We start from the raw sequence: 18,846 nt of genomic DNA on the forward strand, positions 1-18,846 counted from the left end.
GGTGTAGCCAATGAGTGAGCAGTCCCAGGAACCCGTCGATGCCACAGCGGTTGAAAACTTCCTGCGCCGGAATCCGCAGTTTTTCCGGGGGCGCGAAGAACTGCTGACGGAGCTGAGCATTCCCCATCCGAGCGGCGCCGCGGTGTCGCTGGTGGAGCGCCAGCTCGGCCTTTTGCGCGAGCGCAACCACGAGCTGCGCGGGCGTCTGGGGCATCTGATGGAGGTGGCCCGCGACAACGACCGGCTGTTCGACAAGACCCGCCGCCTGGTCCTCGACCTGCTCGACGCAATCACCCTGGAAGAAGCGGTCGGCCTGGTCGAGGACAGCCTGCGCCACGAGTTCCAGATTCCCTTCGTCGGGCTGATCCTGTTCGGCGAGCACGCCAGTCCGGCTGGCCGCTGGGTCGACACCGAGGAAGCCCTGCAGGCCATCGGCGGCCTGCTGGCCTGCGGCAAGCCGCTGTGCGGCGTGCTGCGCAGCCACGAGCTGGGCTTCCTGTTCGGCGAGGAGCGCCGCCCGCAGATCGGCTCGGCCGCGGTGGCCGCCCTCGACCATCAGGGCCTGCACGGCGTGCTGGCGGTCGGCAGCCCCGATCCCCAGCACTACCGGAGCAGCCTCGGCACCCTCTTTCTCGGCTACATCGCCGACGTCCTCGCCCGCCTGCTGCCGCGCCTGGCCAGCAGCCCGCTGCGCCCGGTCCGTTAGGCCCTAGAGCATGCAGGCCGATCTCGACGCCTTCCTCGACCACCTGCGCAGCGAGCGCCAGGTGTCGCAGCACACCCTCGACGGCTACCGCCGCGATCTCGGCAAGGTCCTCGCCTACTGCGAGCGGGAAGGCCTGGCGGCCTGGAGCGCCCTGGACACCGCCCGCCTGCGCCGGCTGATCGCCAAACTGCACCTGCAGGGGCTCTCCGGTCCCAGCCTGGCACGCCTGCTCTCGGCGGTGCGCGGCCTCTATCGCTACCTGCTGCGCGAGGGCCGCTGCCAGCACGACCCCGCCGCCGGCCTGAGCCCGCCCAAGGGCGAACGCCGGCTGCCGCGCACCCTGGACGCCGACCGTACCCAGCAGCTCCTCGACGGCGCCGTCGAGGACGACTTCCTCGCCCGCCGCGACCAGGCCATCCTCGAGCTCTTCTATTCCTCCGGCCTGCGCCTCTCGGAACTGGTCGGCCTGGACCTGGAGCGCCTCGACCTGGCCGCCGGCCTGGTGCGGGTGCACGGCAAGGGCAACAAGGTCCGCGAGCTGCCGATCGGCCGCAAGGCGCGCGAGGCGCTCCAGGCCTGGCTGCCGCTGCGGGCGCTGACGCGGCCGGCCGACGGCGCGCTGTTCGTCGGCCGCCAGGGCCGCCGCCTGGGTCCGCGCGCCGTGCAGCTGCGGGTGCGCCAGGCCGGCGTGCGCGAGCTGGGCCAGCACCTGCACCCGCACATGCTGCGGCACAGCTTCGCCAGCCATCTGCTGGAGTCCTCCCAGGACCTGCGCGCCGTGCAGGAACTGCTCGGGCATGCCGACATCGCCACCACCCAGATCTACACCCATCTCGACTTCCAGCACCTGGCGGCGGTCTACGACCAGGCCCATCCGCGGGCGCGCCGTCGCAAGGACGAGACCCCATGAACATCCGCCTGATCACCTTCGACCTCGACGACACCCTGTGGAACGTCGCCCCGGTCATCGAAAGCGCCGAAGCCGAGCTGCGCGACTGGCTGGGCCGTCATGCGCCCCTGCTCGGCGCGGTGCCGGTCGAGCACCTGTGGCCGATCCGCGCCCGCCTGGTCGAAGGCGAGCCGGCGCTCAAGCACCGCATCAGCGAGCTGCGCCGCCGCGTGCTGCTGCATGCCCTCGAGGAGGCCGGCTACCCTGCTGCCGAGGCGCGGGAGCTGGCCGGGCAGGCCTTCGAGACCTTCCTCGCCGCGCGCCACCGCATCGAGTTCTTCCCCGAGACGCAGCCGACCCTGGAAATCCTCGCCGACCGCTACGTCCTCGGCGTGCTGACCAACGGCAACGCCGACGTGCGCCGCCTGGGCCTGGCCGACTATTTCCGCTTCACTCTCTGCGCCGAGGAGCTGGGCATCGGCAAGCCCGATCCGCAGCCGTTCCGCGAGGCGCTGCGGCGCGGCGGGGTATCCGCCGAGCAGGCGGTGCACATCGGCGACCATCCCGACGACGATATCCAGGGCGCCCAGCGCGCCGGCCTGCGGGCGATCTGGTACAACCCCGCCGGCAAGCCCTGGAGCCACGCCGGCGCGCCGGATGCGCAGATCGCCAGCCTGGCCGAGCTGCCGGCGCTGCTCGGCCGCTGGCAGGCCGGCTGACGGCCGTGCCCGGCGAGCCCCTCGCTCCCGGACTCCAGCGGACCTGCCCGGCGTCGAGCCGCTATCGCCTGCTGCCGCCAGCGCTGGTGCTGCTCGCCGGCAGCCTCGCCGGGGGCATCCAGCCGGCCGGCCTGCTCGCCGGCAGCCTGTTCGTCGCCTGGGTGTTCGGCGTCCGGCCGCGCCTGGCGGACGGCCCCTGGCGCGCCGGCGTGCTGCTCGCCAGCCTGGCGCTGGCCGCTCACCTGCTGCCCGGCTTCACTCCATTGTGGCTCGCCGAACCCCGTCAGCTCAGTCCCGATGCGCCGCCCTACGGCGTGCGCCTGTCATGGGACAAGCTGCTGCTCGGCGCCACCCTGCTCGGCTGGTGGTGGACGAAAACCGCCGCGCGCCCCCACTCCCCGGCACGGCCCGGCCGGACCTGGGCCTTGGCCCTGGCGACCCTGCTCGGCGTGCCGGCGCTGGCCCTGGCCACCGGCCTGGTGGCCTGGCAGCCGAAATGGCCCGCCGAGCTGCCGGTCTGGCTGGCAGTGAATCTCGGCGTGACGGTGCTGGCCGAGGAGCTGCTGTTCCGCGGCCTGCTGCAGGGCGCGCTGGTACGGCGCCTCGGCACGGCCCGGGGGATCATTCTGAGCGCCGCCCTGTTCGGCCTGGCCCACGCGCCCGTCAGTCCGCTGTTCGCCCTGCTCGCCGGTGCATCAGGCCTCGGCTATGGCGGGGTCATGCAACTGTCCGGGCGGCTGGGCAGCGCCGTGCTGCTGCACGGAGCGGTCAACCTGCTGCACTTCCTGCTGCTCAGCTACCCGCTGCGCCTGAACTGAAGGCGCAAAAAAAGCGGCCCGGGATTCACTCCCGGGCCGCCCTTGCGCCACCAACCGGCTGGAAAGGCTCAGATGGGGCGGCTGCCATACTTGCTGTCGGGCTTCTTCGGCGGGTCGGCGACCACGTTCGGCTCGACTTCCTGCACCTTGCCGCCGCGCGCCAGGAATTCCTCCATGGCCCGCGCCAGCGCTTCGCGATCCTTCTGCTTGGCCTCGATGCTGGGCATCTCGTCGACCTCGGCGGAGCTCTTGGACTTCTTACCGGAAGCCACCACCCGGTCGCTGCCGTCGTCCTCCTCAGCCGCTGCTTCGTCGGCAGCATTCAGCTCTTCACCGTCCTCCTCTTCACCCGCTTCCAGCTCTTCCTGTTCCAGTTCTTCATCGCTCATGTTCGACCTCACGACTTGGGTACAGCAGGTTGGTTATAGTCCCGCCAGCGATCACCGCGACCCTGGCCCGCGGACACTGCAATTGATGGGCGATTCCAGCTCTGAGAGCTGCGCCGAAAAAATCAGTTCCCCTGGCCCTGCAGCGTGGCCAGGACCCGACGTGCACCGCCCTGCTCGCGGTGCTCGCCGAGATAGATGCCCTGCCAGGTCCCCAGCGCCAGACGCCCCGCCGTCACCGGCAGCAGCAGCTGGCAGCCCAGCAGACTGGCCTTGAAGTGCGCCGGCAGATCGTCCGGCCCTTCGTAGTCATGTTCGTAGCCGCCCTCGCCCTGGGGCACCAGACGGTTGAAGAAGCGCTCGAAATCGCGCCGCACCGCCGCGTCGGCATTCTCGTTGACGGTCAACGAGGCCGAGGTGTGCTGCAGCCAGAGGTGCAGCAGCCCCACCCGGCAGGAGGCCAGCGCCGGCAGACCGGCCAGCAGCTCGTCGGTCACCAGGTGGAAGCCGCGCGGCCGCGCCCGCAGGGTGATGGTCGTCTGTTGCCACATCTGCCGCAGTTCCTGGGTTGTGCCGCGGGAATTCTAGCGCGGCGCGGAAAAAAGCAAAGGGCGCCGAAGGCGCCCTTTTGACGGCTTGCCACCGGCGATGGGGGCAAAACCGCAGCGTGAACGGCGGCCGGAGCGTGCCGGCCGCCCTGCCCACATTCAGAGGTTGTAGCCGCGCTCGTTGTGCAGGGAGAGGTCGAGACCGATGGTTTCCTCCTCGTCGCTGACGCGCAGGCCCATCACCCGCTCGATCACCTTGAGGATCACGAAGGTGACGACGCCGGTGTAGATCACGGTGAAGAGCACGCCCTTGATCTGGATCCACAGCTGGGTGGCGATGCTGTCCACCTCGCCGAAGCCGCCCAGGGCCGGAGCCGCGAACAGGCCGGTCAGCACCGCACCGACGATGCCGCCGACGCCGTGTACGCCGAAGGCGTCGAGGGAGTCGTCATAGCCGAAGCGGCGCTTCACGGCGGTGGCGCTGTAGAAGCAGATCGCGCCGGAGGCCAGGCCGATCACCAGCGCGCCCATCGGGCCGGCGGTGCCGGCGGCCGGGGTGATGGCGACCAGGCCGGCGACCACGCCGGAGGCGATGCCCAGGGCGCTCGGCTTGCCGTGGGTCAGCCATTCGGCGGCCATCCAGGCCAGCGCCGCGGCGGCGGTGGCGATCTGGGTCACCAGCATGGCCATGCCGGCGGTGCCGTTGGCGGCGATCGCCGAGCCGGCGTTGAAGCCGAACCAGCCGACCCACAGCATGGCCGCGCCGATCAGGGTGTAGCCGAGGTTGTGCGGGGTCATGGCGACGCCCGGGTAGCCCTTGCGCTTGCCCAGCACCAGGCAGGCGACCAGGCCGGCGACACCGGCGTTGATGTGCACCACGGTGCCGCCGGCGAAGTCGAGCACGCCCCAGTCCCACATCAGCGCGCCGTTGCCGCTCCAGACCATGTGCGCGATCGGTGCGTAGACCACCAGGAACCACACCGACATGAACACCAGCATCGACGAGAACTTCATGCGCTCGGCGAAGGCACCGGCGATCAGCGCCGGGGTGATGATGGCGAAGGTCATCTGGAAGGTGATGAAGATGCTTTCCGGGAAGGTGCCGACCAGGCTGTCGGTGCTCAGGCCGCTGAGGAAGGCCTTGTCCAGACCGCCGACGAAGGAGCTGAAGTTGAGCACGCCCTCTTCCATGCCGGTGGTGTCGAAGGCCAGGCTGTAGCCGAACAGGACCCAGAGCACGCTGATCAGGCCGGTGATGGCGAAGCACTGCATCATCACCGAGAGCAGGTTCTTCGAGCGCACCATGCCGCCGTAGAACAGCGCCAGGCCGGGAACGGTCATGAACAGCACCAGCGCCGTGGCGGTCAGCATCCAGGCGGTATCGCCGGAATCCAGCGAAGCCTCCTGGGCGCTGGCCATGGCGGGCAGGAAGAGAGAGGAAAGGGCAGCAAGCCCTGCGCTTTTGCGCAGCATTGATTATCTCCTGGGGCGGGGGGATCGTAGGCTCAGATCGCGTCGGTGCCGGTCTCGCCGGTACGGATGCGGATGGCCTGTTCCAGATTGACGACGAAAATCTTGCCGTCACCGATCTTGCCGGTGTTGGCAGCCTTGGTGATGGCCTCGATGACATGGTCGAGCTGGCTGTCCTCGATGGCCACGTCGATCTTCACCTTGGGCAGAAAGTCGACCACGTACTCCGCCCCCCGGTACAGCTCGGTATGGCCCTTCTGCCGGCCGAACCCCTTGACCTCGGTGACGGTAATGCCCTGCACTCCAATCTCCGACAGCGATTCGCGTACGTCGTCCAGCTTGAACGGCTTGATGATGGCAGTGACTAGCTTCATGAAACGTATCTCCGTGTAGTGGACTTGCCCCAGGAATAGACGATCCCGATTCAAGTTTAAGCGCAGTGTCTGGCTTGCGTGTGGCCGCCTCGGGCCGGCCTGCTCGACGGCATCGGCGTCTGGCCGACGCCTCAAGGTGCCCTGTCTTCGCAAAGGCAAAAATCATACCGCCAACCACAAACGGCCAAAACCCCCATGAGCGATATGGTTATGAATCTTTCGCCGGACGGCCGCGGGGAAATGCCGCACCCACCCGGTGTATAGCCACACGAAAACCGTGCACGCCCCCTCGCGACAGCCTCGCCAATGCCCCGTGATACACTGGCGAACGACTGATTCCGGAACCGCACCATGCTGCCGCCCAAAGCCCTGTTCGACACCCTCAGCACCCACGCCTCCCGCCTGTTCAGCGGCGAGACGCCGCTCCCGCCCCGCGAACTCGAGGCCCAGTTCAAGGCCTTGCTGCAGAGCGCCTTCAGCAAGCTCGACCTGGTCAGCCGGGAAGAATTCGACAGCCAGATGACCGTCCTCGCCCGTACCCGCGCCCGCCTGGAAGCGCTGGAAGCCAAGGTCGCCGAGCTCGAGGCCCGCCTGGGCGAGCAGCCCCCCACCCCGCCCGCCGCCTGACCGCGCGGGGAATGCGATCAAGGAGCGATCCATGTCCCTGGCCATCGTCCACAGCCGCGCCCAGGTGGGTGTCGAGGCGCCCGCCGTCACCGTCGAGGCGCACCTCGCCAACGGCCTGCCGGCGCTGACCCTGGTCGGCCTGCCGGAAACCGCGGTCCGCGAGAGCAAGGATCGCGTGCGCAGCGCCATCCTCACCTCCGGCTTCGACTTTCCGGCACGGCGCATCACCCTCAACCTGGCCCCCGCCGACCTGCCCAAGGACGGCGGACGCTTCGACCTGGCCATCGCCCTGGGCATCCTCGCCGCCAGCGAGCAGTTGCCCGCCGAGACGCTGGGCAACCTGGAGTGCCTGGGCGAGCTGGCCCTCTCCGGCAGCCTGCGGCCGGTCCGGGGCGTGCTGCCCGCCGCGCTGGCCGCCCGCGCCGCCGGACGCACCCTGGTGGTGCCACGGGCCAACGCCGAGGAAGCCAGCCTGGCCTCGGGGCTGAACGTGCTGGCGGTCGACCACCTGCTGGAGCTGGCCGCCCACCTCAGCGGCCAGACCCCGCTGGCGCCCTACCTGGCCCAGGGCCTGCTGCGCCAGACGCGGCCCTACCCCGACCTTGCCGACGTGCAGGGCCAGGCCGCGGCCAAGCGCGCCCTGCTGGTGGCCGCCGCCGGCAGCCACAACCTGCTGCTCAGTGGCCCGCCGGGAACCGGCAAGACCCTGCTGGCCAGCCGCCTGCCGGGACTGCTGCCACCGCTGGACGAGGGCGAGGCGCTGGAGGTGGCGGCGATCCATTCGGTGGCCGGCAGCGCGCCGCTCGCCGCCTGGCCGCAGCGGCCGTTCCGCCAGCCGCACCACAGCGCCTCGGGACCAGCGCTGGTCGGCGGCGGCAGCCGCCCGCGCCCCGGCGAGATCACCCTGGCGCACCAGGGCGTACTGTTCCTCGACGAGTTGCCGGAGTTCGATCGCAAGGTGCTGGAAGTGCTGCGCGAGCCCTTGGAAAGCGGCGAGATCGTCATCGCCCGGGCCAACGACAAGGTGCGCTTCCCGGCGCGCTTCCAGCTGGTGGCGGCGATGAATCCCTGCCCCTGCGGCTACCTGGGCGACCCTGCCGGCCGCTGCCGCTGCACCCCGGAGCAGATCCAGCGCTACCGCGCCAAGCTGTCCGGCCCGCTGCTCGACCGCATCGACCTGCACATCGGCGTCACCCGCGAGGCCACCGCCTTGGGCGCACCGCGTCTGGACGGTCCGGACAGCGCCGGCGCCGCGGCCCAGGTGGCGGCGGCGCGCACCCTTCAGCTGGCGCGCCAGGGCTGCCCCAATGCGTTCCTTGATCTGCCCGGATTGCACCAGCACTGTGCACTGAACGACGAGGACCGCCAGTGGCTGGAACGCGCCTGCGAGCGCCTCGGCCTGTCGCTGCGCGCCGCCCACCGCATTCTCAAGGTGGCGCGCACCCTGGCCGATCTCGAAGCGGCGCCGGAGATCGCCCGCACCCACCTGGCCGAAGCCCTGCAGTACCGGGCCAGCAGCGCCTGAGCGGGAAGAACCCGGCATTCCCCGTAGGAGCCAGCTTGCTGGCGATGCTCTGAGCCGATCGCCAGCAAGCTGGCTCCTGCGGGGAAAAGGGTGGGTTGGAGAAAAAGCCTTTCAGCCGCGCCCGCCCAGCTTGCCCACCAGGCCGCGCAGGGTTTCCTGCAGGTCGGCGGGCATCAGCACCACCTTGGCGTTGTCGCTCTGGGCGAGCTTTTCCACCGAAGCGATGTACTTTTCGCCGAGCAGGTACATCATCGGCCCGGGCTCGCTGCCGACCGCGCTGGTCACCCGGCGGATCGACTCGGACGAGGCCTCGGCCAGCAACACCTGGGCATTGGCGTCGCGGCGCGCCGCCTCCAGACGCGCCTCGGCCTCGAGGATCGCCGCCTGCTTCTCGCCCTCGGCCTTGGTCACCGCGGCCTTGCGCTCGCGCTCGGCGGCGGCCTGCAGCTCCATCGCCCGCTGCATCGACTCGGACGGCTTGATGTCCTGGATCTCCACCGACTTCACCGTCAGCCCCCAGTCCACCGCCTCGTCGGCGATGCTCTCGCGCAGCCGCGCCTTGATCTTGTCCCGCGAGGACAGCGCCTCGTCCAGCTCCATCTCGCCGACGATGGAGCGCAGGGTGGTCATGATCAGGTTGCGGATCGCCTCGGAAAAATCGGTGACCCCGTAGACCGCCTTGACCGGGTCGGTGACCTTCACGAAGGCAATGGCATTGGCGAGGATCACCGCATTGTCGCGGGTGATGACCTCCTGCTGCTGCACGTCGAGGATGATGTCCTTGGTCACCAGCTTGTAGGCGACGTTGTCGAGGAAGGGAATGATGATATTCAGCCCCGGCCGCAGGGTGACGTGATAGCGCCCCAGCCGCTCCACGACCCACTCCTCGCCTTGGGCCACCAGCCGCACGCCCTTGGCGATGGTGATGAGAGCGAACGCGAGCACCGCGATCGCCACTGCCAGTCCCGCACTCATGGGTTGCTCCTTGTTCCGTTCCGAAAGATCAAGCCCTGGCCACCTTGACGTAGCTGCCCTCGACCGACACCACCCGCACCCGCTGCCCCGCGGGAATCGCGGTCTCGGCCACTCCTCGGCGCCGAGGATCGGCTTCTGGAAGCGCACCCGGCCGCGCTCGAAGGGCGCGACGGCGCTGACCAAAAGCCCCACCTCGCCGATCGTCTCGCCGGCCGCCGTGCCGATCCGCGTCGTCTGCCGGCCGGGCCGGAACACGCCGAACCACAGCGCGGTCATCGCCAGCGAACTCAGCGTCCAGACCAGCAGCTGCGCGGTCAGCGAAAGCGCGCCGGCCAGCAGCAGCACGCCTGCCACCAGCAGGGCGCCGAGGCCGAACCAGATCACGAAAAACGCCGGTATGGCCAGCTCCAGCAGGATCAGCACGATCCCGCCGACGACCCAGTGCCACCACTCCATTGCCCTTCCTCCTGCGCACTCGGCGTCTACATGTCGGCCACCGATATTAACTGGCCACTATCCCCGACAACAGGATGCAGCGCTGTGGAACGGTCTTGATCGAGCCCCTGTCAGCGACTCAGGGCTTCGTGCAGATAGTCGGTGAAGGCGCGAATCAGCGCCGAGGACTGGCGATGCTGCGGATAGACCGCATAGACCTTGGTCGGCGGCCCCTGGAAGGCTTCGAGCACCGGCAACAGCGTGCCCGCGGACAGCTCCGGGCCGACGATGAAAGTCGGCAGCCAGGCGAGGCCGAGCCCGGCGAGGGCGGCGTCGCGCACCAGCTCGCCGTTGTTGACCCGGTAGCGGCCACGCACGCCGACGCGCTCGGGACGCCCGTCGCGCCAGTAGGTCCACTCCACCGCCTTGCCATGGCCGTAGAGCAGGCAGTCGTGCTCGCGCAGCTCCGCCGGCGTCTGCGGTGCGCCGCGTCGCCCGAGATAGGCGGGGCTGGCGCAGGTGACCATCTGCTGCGGAGCCAGGGCGCGGGCGATCAGCGTGGAATCAGCGAGTTCGCCGATGCGCACCGCCATGTCATAGCCCTCCTCGAGCAGGTCGACCCGCCGGTCGCTCAGGTCCAGTTCGACGGCGACCTCCGGGTAGCGCTCGAGAAAGCCCGGCAGCAGGCGACCGAGATGCAAGGTGCCGAAGGACATCGGCGCCGACAGGCGCAGCGTGCCCCGCGGCGTCGCCCGCAGTTGCAGGATGGCCTGCTCGGCCGCCTCCACGTCGTCGAGGATCTGCCTAGCCCGCTCGCAGTAGAGCAGCCCCAGCGGGGTGACGGCGAGCCGGCGGGTCGAGCGGTTGAGCAGGCGCACCCCCAGCCGTTCCTCCAAGCCCATCAGCCGGCGGCTGACGAACTGCTTGGACAACCCCAACGTCTCGGCCGCGGCGGTGAAGCTGCCGCCGTCCACCACGGCGACGAGCAGGCGCATGTCCTCGAACTGGTTCATTGTCACTCCTGAGTAGACGATATTGCGCTTTTCAGCCTCTTAATCGAATCGCAAGGAGACACTAGTCTGTGCTCATGGTGCAAGACAAGGCACCCCTACCGACCAGGAGATACGGACATGACCCTTTCGACCCCGACCGCCATCCACACCACCACCGCCTTCGCCGGCCGCGCCCTGCTGAGCTCGCTGTTTCTCGTCAGCGGCCTGGGCAAGGCCGCCGCCCCGGCCGCCACCCTCGGCTACATCGGCAGCACCGGCATGCCCTTCCCCACACTGGCCCTGGCGGCCGCGCTGCTGATCGAGCTGGGCTTCGCCGCGGCGCTGCTGGTCGGCTACCGCACCCGCCTGGTCGCCACCGTGATGGCCGGCTTCACCCTGGCGACGGCCCTGGCGTTCCACAACCAGTTCGGCGACCAGAACCAGTTCATCCACTTCCTGAAGAACCTGGCGATCGCCGGCGGCCTGCTGCAGGTGGCCGCCTTCGGCGCCGGCGCCCTGAGCCTGGATGCCTACCGCAGCCGCCGTACCGCCCACGCCTGAAGTTTCCCGCCCGGCTCCGGCCGGGCCGTCCCGACCGAGGAATCCGCCATGCACCCCCACGAACTGCGCCGCTCCAGCGAGCGCGGCCAGGCCGACCACGGCTGGCTGCAATCCCGCCACAGCTTTTCCTTCGCCGCCTACCACGACCCCGAGCAGGTCGGCTTCTCCGACCTCCTGGTGATCAACGACGACCGCGTCGCCCCCGGCCAGGGCTTCGGCCGCCATCCGCACCGGGACATGGAAATCCTCTCCTACGTGCTCGACGGCGCCCTCGAGCACCAGGACAGCCTGGGCAACGGCTCGCTGATCCGTCCGGGCGACATCCAGCTGATGAGCGCCGGCACCGGTATCGCCCACAGCGAGTACAACGCCTCGCCCCGCGAGCCGGTGCACTTCCTGCAGATCTGGATCGTTCCGGCCGTCCGGGGCGTGACGCCGGGCTATCAACAGCAGCGCTTTGCCGCCGAGGACAAGCGCGGCCGGCTGCAGCTGATCCTCTCGCCGGACGGCGAGCGGGGCTCGCTGCGCCTCCACCAGGACGCCCGGGTCTACGCCGGGCTGTTCGACGGCGCGGAACGGGCCAGCCTGGAACTCGGCGGGCAGCGCCACGCCTACGTGCACCTGGCGCGCGGTGCGCTGAGCGTCAACGGCCAGCGCCTGGAGGCGGGCGACGGCCTGCGCGTCCGCCATGCCGAGCGGCTGGAGTTCGCCGATGGCGAACAGGCCGAGGTGCTGGTCTTCGACCTGCGCCCGAACGAACTGCCGCGGATGCCCTGAACGGCGGCGGGCACGGGGCGCCGGAACGGCCAGCCGGATCGACGGGGTGGAGCCCGCTGAAAAGGCGCCGGCCGGGACTGCTAGAATGCCCGGCCGTCCCGTCCCGCGAGGTCCGCCATGTCCCGACTCAACCCGCGCCAACAGGAAGCCGTGACCTACGTCGGCGGCCCGCTCCTGGTGCTCGCCGGCGCCGGCTCCGGCAAGACCAGCGTGATCACCCGCAAGATCGCCTACCTGATTCAGCAGTGCGGCATCCAGGCCCGGCACATCGTCGCCATGACCTTCACCAACAAGGCCGCCCGCGAGATGAAGGAGCGTGTAGGCAGCCTGCTGCGCGGCGCCGAGGGCAAGGGCCTGACCGTCTCCACCTTCCACAACCTCGGCCTCAACATCATCCGCAAGGAGCACGCGCGGCTTGGCTACAAGCCCGGCTTCTCGATCTTCGACGAGGGCGACATCAAGGCCCTGCTGACCGACATCATGCAGAAGGAGTACGCAGGCGACGACGGCGTCGACGAGATCAAGAACTACATCGGCACCTGGAAGAACGACCTGATCCTCCCCCAGGAGGCGCTCGACAAGGCGCGCACGCCCAAGGAGCAGACCGCCGCCGTCGTCTACCTGCACTACCAGCGCACCCTCAAGGCCTACAACGCGGTCGACTTCGACGACCTGATCCTGCTGCCGGTGAAGCTGTTCCAGGAGCACCCGGACCTCCTCGAGAAGTGGCAGAACCGCATCCGCTACCTCCTGGTCGACGAATACCAGGACACCAACGCCAGCCAGTACCTGCTGGTGAAGCTGCTGGTCGGCATGCGCAACCAGTTCACCGTGGTCGGCGACGACGACCAGTCGATCTACGCCTGGCGCGGCGCGCGTCCGGAAAACCTGATGCAGCTGAAGGAGGACTACCCCTCGCTGAAGGTGGTGATGCTCGAGCAGAACTACCGCTCGACCAGTCGCATCCTGAAATGCGCCAACGTGCTGATCGCCAACAACCCCCATGTGTTCGACAAGCAGCTGTGGAGCGAGATGGGCCACGGCGACGAGATCCGCGTGATCCGCTGCCGCAACGAGGAAACCGAGGCCGAGCGGGTGGCCATGGAGATCCTCACCCTGCACCTGAAGACCGGCCGGCCCTACAGCGACTTCGCCATCCTCTACCGCGGCAACTACCAGTCGCGGCTGATGGAGCTCAAGCTGCAGCACCACCAGATCCCCTACCGCCTTTCCGGCGGCACCAGCTTCTTCGCCCGCCAGGAGGTGAAGGACCTGATGAGCTACTTCCGCCTGCTGGTCAACCCGGACGACGACAACGCCTTCCTGCGGGTGATCAACGTGCCGCGCCGGGAAATCGGCTCGGCGACCCTGGAAAAGCTCAGCCACTACGCCGGCGAGCGCAACCTCTCGCTCTACGAAGCCGCCGGCGAACTGGGCCTCGCCCAGCACCTCGACAGCCGCTACTGCGAGCGCCTGGCGCGCTTCACCCGCTGGATGGACGGCGTGCGCCAGCAGTGCGCGCAGCACGACCCGATCGCCGCCCTGCGCAGCATGGTGATGGACCTCGACTACGAGAACTGGCTCAGGCAGAACGCCTCCAGCGACAAGGTCGCCGAGGTGCGCATGGGCAACGTCTGGTTCCTCGTCGAGGCGCTGAAGAACACGCTGGAGAAGGACGAGGACGGCGAGATGACCATCGAGGAGGCCATCGGCAAGCTGGTGCTGCGCGACATGCTGGAACGCCAGCAGGAAGAGGAGGAAGGCGCCGAGGGCGTGCAGATGCTCACCCTGCACGCCTCCAAGGGCCTGGAGTTCCCCCACGTGTTCATCATCGGCGTGGAGGAGGAAATCCTCCCCCACCGCTCCAGCATCGAGGCCGACACCATCGAGGAGGAGCGCCGCCTGGCCTACGTCGGCATCACCCGCGCCCGGCAGAACCTGGTGATGACCTTCGCCGCCAAGCGCAAGCAGTACGGCGAGATCATCGACTGCACGCCCAGCCGCTTCCTCGCCGAGCTGCCGCAGGACGACCTGGCCTGGGAAGGCCAGGAGGATGCGCCGGTGGAAGCCAAGGCGGCGCGGGGCAAGAATGCGCTGGCGGACATCAGGGCGATGCTCAAGCGCTGAGATCACCCGCCACGGCGGGTGCTCATGAAACACCGGCTCAAGACTGCAGCGACCCGGCGCCCGAACATCGTCACCGGCCTGCCCCCTGGCACACCGGACGTCAATTTCTTCTCATTGGCCGTACCGACGCACCAAAGATTTTACGCAAGCCTTGTATTGGGGCAGCGTGTGCGCATCGGCCACCACCATGCGATTGAGCGCGCAATCCTCCAAGGCCATGTCCAGCGCGGCATCCACATGGCGTTGCGCGTTGTCATGGTAGAGGCTCGAGCAGGCGTACGGGACGCCGATGACACCCACGGTGAGGCCCACCTGCCGCAAGAGTCGGATCCAGCGCCGGGGATCGTCGGCCCACTCGACCAGGGCTTCGAAAAAAACCACTACCGGTTTCAATTTCGTGCCTCCTTCGGGAACCCCCCCGAATCATCCTTAAGCTCTCGGTGGAGCTGATGATATTCAGGCAAGAAATTGGCCATCCTTGGCAGAGGGAATTCGTGGGGGACTCGCATGGCTCGTCTCCTCGTCCGACCGGTTTCAGCTGTCACGACCTGGGCGACACACCACGCGGTTCGGTCCATGCGCCTCGATTTCCCGCGCCTGCTGCCACTGCAAGTCGGCATGCCGGCGCAATGAGGCACAGCCCTGCTGCTCCCGTTCGCGCCAGCCGATAGTTCTCATGCCCGCGTCGGGCCGGTTGCCGAGCCTTGCTCTCGGCGGCGTCGGTTGGTGCGGATCCTTCAACCTGCCCGGCCCCATCGGTGCTTGATCTGCGCCCCGATGCCTGCCCCAAACGTTCTGCCCCCGGCGCACTCTGTAAGCCATTACCTACAACGGCTTGAGAATCTTGCGGATTTATTCGGGACGGCTGCCGCACTACAGTCGCCTCCGCGCTGACGGATCGACACAGGCTGGCCAGGATGGCGGCCAGGGACTTTGCCAGCGTGCGGTTCAGCAGGGTCGGACCACAGGGAGAACCAGGCATCACGGAAACAGGGACGTCCTCGCTACTCGCCGTTTCCTATCCGATGAAGTCACCAAGCCCTCGGGCACCTGCCCGGTCTGCACGACCATCGCGTGCGGATGGAGCCAAGCCGCCGACAGAAGGAACTCAGGTCGAAAGGTTCAGCAACCTCTCGGCCTGCCATTTTCACGAAAATCGACAAACTAGAATAAAAATGATGAAAGCCAGTGCCATCCCCCACTCCTCCTCCCGCCGCTTCCAGGTTCGCGATATTTCCGCCCGGTATGGCTGGCCAACCTTCGACCTCGTTTTCCACGACGCCGAGAGCAGCGTCGTGCGCTATTCGGAAGCCATATGGGACTCGGAAGCCCAGGCTCTGGTCGAGGCAGAACGGCTCGAAGCCTCTCACGCCTGCCCCGTGCACTGGGAAGCGTCCTGACGGCCCGCCCGAGCCGCTCGATCGGCCAACTCCGGCGCGAAGCCCCCTACAGCGCATTGCCACCCATTACCTGTCGACCTGCCCGCCGGCACAGAGCGCGACTCCGCGCCTGAACGGCTGCGGGCGGTTGGCGCAGGCCGTCGTGGTCTATTGGACCATGGTCCATGAGAAACAGCCTGCACGCCTCCCGCACACACGGCGGCCGGCCTTGTCATATCCGCAACCGGCTGCTGGCATGAAGAGTGCCGTATCCGCCACGGCGGTTCTTCAATCAGGGACAACGAGGAAAACAAGATGCAGAGGAAAGATCTGCCGGGCTGGCTGCTGGCCGCCGGCCTGGGACTGGCCGCCCCCTTCGGCATGGCGGCGCAGGACGAGGTGACCCCGGAGCAGGTGGTCGCCGCCCTGGAGGACACCTTCGGCGTGACGCCGGGCGAACGGCGCAACCACATCAAGGGAACCTGTGCGACCGGCGAGTTCGTCGGCCTGCCCGCCGCGGCCAGCTGGTCGCGCTCGGCGCTGTTTTCCGGACAGCCCGTGCCGGTCGTCGCGCGCCTCTCGCTGCCAGGCGGCAACCCCAAGGCCCCCGACACGGCCAAGTCGCCACGCGGCATGGCCCTGGAGTTCCGCCTGCCCGGCGGCGCCCTGCAGCACATGACCATGCTCAACACCCCGGTCTTCGGTGCGGCCCATCCGAAGACCTTCCTCGACCAGATCGTCGCCCTGAAGCCCGACCCGGCCACCGGCAAACCCGACCCGGCCAAACTCGAAGCCTTCAAGGCCAGCCACCCGGACAGCCGGGCGCAGGCGCAATTTCTCGGCGAACACAACCCGCCACCGAGCTTCGCCAACAGCAGCTACTTCGGCATCCACACCTTCAAGTTCGTCGACGACACCGGCAAGGCCACCTTGGTGCGCTGGCGCTTCGTACCCGAGGACGGCGAGAAGCAGCTCTCCGACGAGGAGCTGAAGAGCCTGCCGGCCAACTTTCTCGAAGAGCGGCTGATCGAGCGCACCGCCCGAGGGCCGCTGCGCTGGAACATGCTGGTGAGCATCGGCCAGCCCGGCGACCCGGAGAACGACCCGACCCAGGCCTGGCCGGAGCACCGCGAGCAGGTGAAGGTCGGCACCCTGACCCTGACCGCGGCGATGCCACAGAAGGGCGCTGCCTGCGAGAAGATCAACTTCGACCCGCTGGTGATGGCCGAGGGTATCGCCCCGACCGATGATCCGATCCTGCGCTTCCGCTCGCCCGCCTACGCGGTGTCCTTCGCCAAGCGGCTGAGCGGGCAGTGACAGCAGGCGAAATACTGGCCAGCCGGAGGCAGGCGAAGCGGCAGGCCCGCTGGTCGGAATGACCTTCCCACCCCGGCCAACAAAACGGAAATTCCCGCCTGAACACAGCCATTTATCTTCTGATCGCTGACAAGTAGCGATATTTGTCAGCATCAAAGATCGAGTGGATTTCTGCTATCGCATCGCCAGACCTTGGCTAGACTCAGCTGCAGAGTGCCAGCCTCATGATTGCACCCTGACATGCATGTGCATGGGTGCCTGCATGGCCTGGACACTGACGCGGCGGACTGTGGCAGCGGTCCGTCGCACCTAGAAACCATCACCTCGAGACGTTGCGGAGTTTTCGCGGAAGCTGTCGCACGTATTGTCAGTCAAAGCCACACCCGCAGTGATGCGGGGCCGGAAAGCCCAGGGTCTTGCCCAAGACAGCCAGGCTGCCTCAACCGTGCGACGGGCACGTCGGTCGGTCCGTATCGATAGGACTGGAACTGCCACTTCAGTGGACGAAGTTCCCCAAACCCTCTATCGAGCAGGAGCTTGACCATGGGCACCATTTTCGACGAGACCCTCACCGAAGACGTCACCATCGACGAAAGCGAGGGGCTGCAGACCAGCGGCGTCGCCACGGCCACCGAGGACAATAACGACGACGACATACTGCTGAGCTCCATCGCCACGCTGCTCGGCACCCTGGACACCCTGGGCGCCCCCGCCGCCGGCGACGCCATCGAGGCGGCGCAGAACCGGGTGCTGACCTTCGAGGCCGATGTGGACCCGAACCTGAAGTTCACCCTGAAGAATGGCAACACCGTGGTTACCGAGGTGCTGAGCGCCTTGAGCACGACCGCCGGCGGCGACCCCATCACCCTGGTCCGGATCAACGACACCACCATTTTCGGCTATGCCGACCGGGGAGGAGCGAATGAGCGGGTCGCCTTCGCGCTGGTCCTGGAGAAGATAGCACCGACCGTCGGCGACCCCGGCGGCGCGCGAGTCACCATCGTCCAGTACGAAGCGATCGAGCATCCCGATAACGGCTCCTTCGACGAGGCCGTCGACCTCACCGGCCTGGTGTTCGTCGATGCCGTCCAGGACGTCGCCTTCGACGACTTCTCCACGGCCGCAGCCGGGCAGAACCTGTGGAACTCGGTGACAGATACCGCCACCGGCATCCAGCTGCTGTTCACCGGCTTGGATTTCGGTAGCGACACCGTCAATACCAGCGACTTTGCCATCGGCAGCAACAGCCAGTCGATCGCCATCGGCGATGGCATTGTGGTCGACTTCGTGAAGAACCAGACACCTGCGAAGGATACGGACGCCAAGACGGTCACGACGATCAATTTCACCGAACGAGTGGAGGGCCCCAGCGGCAGCTTCACCCTGGTGCAGACTGGGGGCAATGACGCGAACCGGGTAGGCGCCGAGATCTTCGCCTTCGACTCGAGCGAACTGGGCACCGACTACACCGACGGCGCCATCGGCGAGGCCTCGCCCTCTCAGACCATCGTGTCCGTCAAGGTATGGCTCGGCGACACCTTGGTCAGCGCCTGGGATCGTACCAACGGCATTACCAATAACACCGATCCGGGGGTTACTTACGCCATCAGTGACCCCAACGATAACGATGACGGCGTGGTCATCCAGGGTCTGCTGGTGCACTATCGCGTCGAGTTCCACGTCGGCATCGTCGACGGCGACGACACTGGCAAGCTCGATCGCTTCAGCGTGCAGAACGTCAGCTCCGGCGGCCAGGCCAACGACACCTTCGACCTCGGCGACATCCGCCTCGGCGGCCAGGTGGGCGAGCAGGCCGATATCGGCAGCCATATCAACTTCGAGGACGACGGGCCGTGGCAGACCGTGACGGCCGGCACCACGACGCTGGCCATTGAGCTCGACGAGACCACCGGCGACAGCGACCACTACGCCACCGGCGAAACCGCCGACAGCTACGTCAACGACGACAACGGCCACCTCGCCCAGGTCACCACCGCCGTCAGCGGTGGCCTGGCCGCCCTGTTCAGCTCCAGCGGCAGCTACGGCACGGACGGCGCCGGCACCCTCACCCCGTCGCTGACCCTCGTCGGCGTGCCGGCCGGCGGCCTGGCCACCAGCTTGACCGCCACCCACGGCGGCGCCATCACCCTGTTCGCCGACAGCGCCACCCAGTTGAGCGGCAAGGACACCGATGGCCACACGGTGTTCACCATCGCCATCG

Annotated in this window: 19 protein-coding genes and 1 riboswitch; of the genes, 12 read left to right on the top strand and 7 right to left on the bottom strand. The window is 68.0% G+C overall.

The features are described from left to right. The first annotated feature begins 10 nt into the window (after positions 1–10). The 4 genes from EV691_RS12190 to EV691_RS12205 are packed head-to-tail and all read left to right on the top strand — an operon-like array spanning position 11 to position 3,132. A complete protein-coding gene (locus EV691_RS12190; protein ID WP_131297232.1) occupies positions 11–706 on the top strand; it encodes a DUF484 family protein in 696 nt (231 codons plus the stop codon). 10 nt (positions 707–716) lie between these two features. Next, on the top strand, positions 717–1,616 hold the full coding sequence (gene xerC, locus EV691_RS12195; protein ID WP_131297233.1) for a tyrosine recombinase XerC: 900 nt from the start codon (positions 717–719) through the stop codon (positions 1,614–1,616). Further along, positions 1,613–2,314 carry an HAD family hydrolase gene (locus EV691_RS12200; protein WP_089169477.1) on the top strand — a complete coding sequence of 234 codons (702 nt, stop codon included), beginning with the start codon at positions 1,613–1,615 and terminating at the stop codon, positions 2,312–2,314. Before xerC ends, EV691_RS12200 begins: the two co-directional genes overlap by 4 nt. 5 nt (positions 2,315–2,319) lie before the next feature. Continuing rightward, positions 2,320–3,132 (top strand): CPBP family intramembrane glutamic endopeptidase, encoded by an 813-nt coding sequence (locus EV691_RS12205; protein WP_131297234.1) that lies wholly within the window; start codon positions 2,320–2,322, stop codon positions 3,130–3,132. 68 nt (positions 3,133–3,200) lie between these two features. Here the strand turns inward: EV691_RS12205 and sutA are convergent, their stop codons facing one another. The 4 genes from sutA to glnK all read right to left on the bottom strand — a co-directional run bounded on the left by sutA (position 3,201) and on the right by glnK (position 5,910). After that, entirely contained in the window at positions 3,201–3,521 is a 321-nt protein-coding gene (sutA, locus tag EV691_RS12210; RefSeq protein ID WP_039806498.1) for a transcriptional regulator SutA, read from the bottom strand. A 122-nt stretch (positions 3,522–3,643) separates the two neighbouring features. After that, positions 3,644–4,069 carry a secondary thiamine-phosphate synthase enzyme YjbQ gene (locus tag EV691_RS12215; RefSeq protein WP_039806500.1) on the bottom strand — a complete coding sequence of 142 codons (426 nt, stop codon included), beginning with the start codon at positions 4,067–4,069 and terminating at the stop codon, positions 3,644–3,646. Between the two features lie 156 nt (positions 4,070–4,225). Further along, a complete protein-coding gene (locus EV691_RS12220; protein ID WP_131297235.1) occupies positions 4,226–5,539 on the bottom strand; it encodes an ammonium transporter in 1,314 nt (437 codons plus the stop codon). A gap of 32 nt (positions 5,540–5,571) precedes the next feature. Further along, on the bottom strand, positions 5,572–5,910 hold the full coding sequence (glnK, locus tag EV691_RS12225) for a P-II family nitrogen regulator (protein WP_012703245.1): 339 nt from the start codon (positions 5,908–5,910) through the stop codon (positions 5,572–5,574). A gap of 351 nt (positions 5,911–6,261) precedes the next feature. Here glnK and EV691_RS12230 point away from each other — a divergent pair, with 351 nt between their 5' ends. Continuing rightward, positions 6,262–6,537 carry an accessory factor UbiK family protein gene (locus EV691_RS12230; protein WP_131297236.1) on the top strand — a complete coding sequence of 92 codons (276 nt, stop codon included), beginning with the start codon at positions 6,262–6,264 and terminating at the stop codon, positions 6,535–6,537. Positions 6,538–6,568: 31 nt separating this feature from the next. Beyond that, positions 6,569–8,062, top strand: coding sequence for a YifB family Mg chelatase-like AAA ATPase (locus EV691_RS12235; RefSeq protein ID WP_131297237.1), 1,494 nt, complete (start codon positions 6,569–6,571; stop codon positions 8,060–8,062). Between the two features lie 111 nt (positions 8,063–8,173). On the opposite strand, the gene EV691_RS12240 is transcribed toward EV691_RS12235, so the two are convergent. Next, positions 8,174–9,037 carry an SPFH domain-containing protein gene (locus EV691_RS12240; RefSeq protein WP_131297238.1) on the bottom strand — a complete coding sequence of 288 codons (864 nt, stop codon included), beginning with the start codon at positions 9,035–9,037 and terminating at the stop codon, positions 8,174–8,176. 566 nt (positions 9,038–9,603) lie between these two features. Then, positions 9,604–10,485: a LysR family transcriptional regulator gene (locus EV691_RS12250; RefSeq protein WP_131297239.1), complete on the bottom strand. Its 882-nt coding sequence runs from the start codon at positions 10,483–10,485 to the stop codon at positions 9,604–9,606. 117 nt (positions 10,486–10,602) lie between these two features. Here EV691_RS12250 and EV691_RS12255 point away from each other — a divergent pair, with 117 nt between their 5' ends. From EV691_RS12255 to rep, 3 genes are all read left to right on the top strand, one after another. Continuing rightward, positions 10,603–11,025 (top strand): DoxX family protein, encoded by a 423-nt coding sequence (locus tag EV691_RS12255; RefSeq protein WP_131297240.1) that lies wholly within the window; start codon positions 10,603–10,605, stop codon positions 11,023–11,025. A gap of 48 nt (positions 11,026–11,073) precedes the next feature. Beyond that, positions 11,074–11,802, top strand: a complete 729-nt coding sequence (locus EV691_RS12260) for a pirin family protein (protein ID WP_131297241.1) — start codon at positions 11,074–11,076, stop codon at positions 11,800–11,802. A 117-nt stretch (positions 11,803–11,919) separates the two neighbouring features. After that, positions 11,920–13,929, top strand: coding sequence for a DNA helicase Rep (gene rep, locus EV691_RS12265; RefSeq protein ID WP_131297242.1), 2,010 nt, complete (start codon positions 11,920–11,922; stop codon positions 13,927–13,929). Positions 13,930–14,040: 111 nt separating this feature from the next. On the opposite strand, the gene EV691_RS12270 is transcribed toward rep, so the two are convergent. Then, complete coding sequence (locus tag EV691_RS12270; protein WP_242672472.1) at positions 14,041–14,322, bottom strand: hypothetical protein; 282 nt, start codon at positions 14,320–14,322, stop codon at positions 14,041–14,043. A gap of 782 nt (positions 14,323–15,104) precedes the next feature. Here EV691_RS12270 and EV691_RS12280 point away from each other — a divergent pair. The 3 genes from EV691_RS12280 to EV691_RS12290 form a co-directional block, all read left to right on the top strand. Further along, positions 15,105–15,329, top strand: coding sequence for a hypothetical protein (locus EV691_RS12280; RefSeq protein WP_039806533.1), 225 nt, complete (start codon positions 15,105–15,107; stop codon positions 15,327–15,329). Positions 15,330–15,623: 294 nt separating this feature from the next. Beyond that, complete coding sequence (locus EV691_RS12285; protein WP_131297243.1) at positions 15,624–16,625, top strand: catalase family peroxidase; 1,002 nt, start codon at positions 15,624–15,626, stop codon at positions 16,623–16,625. Between the two features lie 366 nt (positions 16,626–16,991). Beyond that, positions 16,992–17,067, top strand: a riboswitch (cyclic di-GMP riboswitch). A 101-nt stretch (positions 17,068–17,168) separates the two neighbouring features. Then, on the top strand, positions 17,169–18,846 hold a 1,678-nt coding region (locus EV691_RS12290; protein ID WP_165901253.1), incomplete at its 3' end, for a DUF5801 repeats-in-toxin domain-containing protein.

The organism is Azotobacter chroococcum (assembly GCF_004339665.1).
Classification (GTDB): Bacteria; Pseudomonadota; Gammaproteobacteria; order Pseudomonadales; family Pseudomonadaceae; genus Azotobacter; species Azotobacter chroococcum.